Below are 1,823 nucleotides of genomic sequence, written 5' to 3' on the forward strand. Positions count from 1 at the left end.
GCGACTGCATCGCTCTCTTTTAATTTTCAAAATACTTAATTCACTTTTTATAGTGTACTAAAGCGCAGTTGAAAATCAAAGAGTTGTCACAAATCTGACGACCGTGTGCCACTTCCGGTGGTACGATGTACGGAAAGGAGTGAAACTATGGAAAAGCTTGCACAACGCCCTCTGTTATTGGAAGAGGCAGCTCATTTCATTGAAACTTGCTATTTGGAACTGGGAAAAGGCGAACAGGAAATCCGCAGTCGTGTAGCGGAGATTGAACAGGAAATCGAGTCTACGGGCAGCTATATGCATACAATAGAAGAATTACAGCATGGGGCGCGCATGGCTTGGCGCAATAACAACCGCTGTATAGGTCGTTTGTTTTGGCAGACCTTGGAAATTTTTGATGAACGTGAAGCGGAAACGGAAGAACAAGTATTTTCGGCCATCGTCCGCCATTTGCGCTTTGCATTCAACGGAGGGCAAATCCGCCCGGCCATTACGATTTTCAAACAGTCAGACCAAAGCGGGATGCGCATCTGGAATCATCAATTATTGCGCTATGCAGGATATGAACGGGATGGCCGGATCGTCGGCGACTCCTCGTCTCTTGCATTTACCAAGCAATGCGAGGCGCTGGGATGGAGAGGTGCGGGCAGCGGGTTCGACTTATTGCCAGTGGTGATCGGCGAAGCCGGCGAGCAGCCGAAATGGTTCGAGCTGCCTTCCGACGCCAAACCTGAAGTGGCGATCGGGCATCCTGACTGGCCAGCTATGGCGGAGCTCGGGCTGAAATGGTATGCAGTGCCGCTCATATCCGATATGAAGCTCGAAATCGGGGGCATTGAATACGGTATGGCGCCTTTTAATGGCTGGTATATGGGAACGGAAATCGGCGCCCGCAATTTAGCGGACGAGGACCGCTATGACCTGTTGCCGGCAATGGCGGAAATCATGGGGCTCGACACGAGTTCGCAGCGGACGCTATGGAAAGATAAAGCGCTCGTCGAATTGAACGTGGCGGTGCTTGAATCATTTGCGGATGCAGGGGTAACCATCGTCGATCACCATACCGCCGCCAAGCAGTTCAAGAATTTCGAGAAAATCGAAGAACGGGAAGGGCGTCAAGTCACCGGGAATTGGGCATGGTTGATCCCGCCGGTGTCGCCCGCCACAACGCATATTTTCCATAAGCCTTATAAGAACGACATCGTTAAACCGAATTATTTTTATCAGCAAACGCCTTACGGGGAATGAAAACTCAATCGCTTTGACTGTCCCGCTGGAGCTATTCACAGCCGAGAGAGTTAAAGCGATTTTTAGTATGGGCAAAGAAAATAAGCGGATGGAAGACGGTTTTTTTAAGGCTGAAGGTCGATAGAGCGGAAGGTATTGTATTATAATAGAATGAAATGATGTTCTTCATCGTAAGAAATTTGAGAAAGAAGGAATAACAATGGGACGCAAATGGAATAATATTAAAGAGAAAAAAGCTTCCAAAGATGCCAACACAAGTCGAATCTATGCAAAATTCGGCCGTGAAATATATGTAGCCGCCAAGCAAGGAGAGCCGGACCCGGAGTCGAATCAGGCATTGAAGGTCGTGCTCGAGCGCGCCAAAACCTATAACGTGCCAAGAGCCATCATCGATCGCGCTGTCGAAAAAGCAAAAGGCGGATCGGAAGAGAACTACGACGAGCTGCGTTACGAAGGATTTGGACCGAACGGCTCGATGGTCATCGTCGATACCTTGACCAATAATGTCAACCGCACCGCTTCCGACGTGCGCGCAGCATTCGGTAAAAACGGCGGCAATATGGGCGTCAGCGGATCGG

General features: G+C 49.5%; 2 protein-coding genes. Both read left to right on the forward strand.

Annotated features, from left to right (window positions below; all coding sequences use genetic code 11):
* Positions 1-147: 147 nt before the first annotated feature.
* Complete coding sequence (locus tag ON064_RS18105) at positions 148-1,245, forward strand: nitric oxide synthase oxygenase (protein ID WP_274625858.1); 1,098 nt, start codon at positions 148-150, stop codon at positions 1,243-1,245.
* A gap of 199 nt (positions 1,246-1,444) precedes the next feature.
* Positions 1,445-1,823, forward strand: a 379-nt coding sequence (locus ON064_RS18110) for a YebC/PmpR family DNA-binding transcriptional regulator (protein WP_274625859.1), incomplete at its 3' end; no start/stop codon positions are given.

The sequence above is a fragment of the Planococcus sp. A6 genome (assembly GCF_028823615.1).
Classification (GTDB): Bacteria; Bacillota; Bacilli; order Bacillales_A; family Planococcaceae; genus Planococcus.

Coding starts and splice junctions, on each gene's coding strand:
- ON064_RS18105 (WP_274625858.1), top strand. CDS start 148: ATGGAAAAGCTTGCACAACGCCCTCTGTTATTGGAAGAGGCAGCTCAT.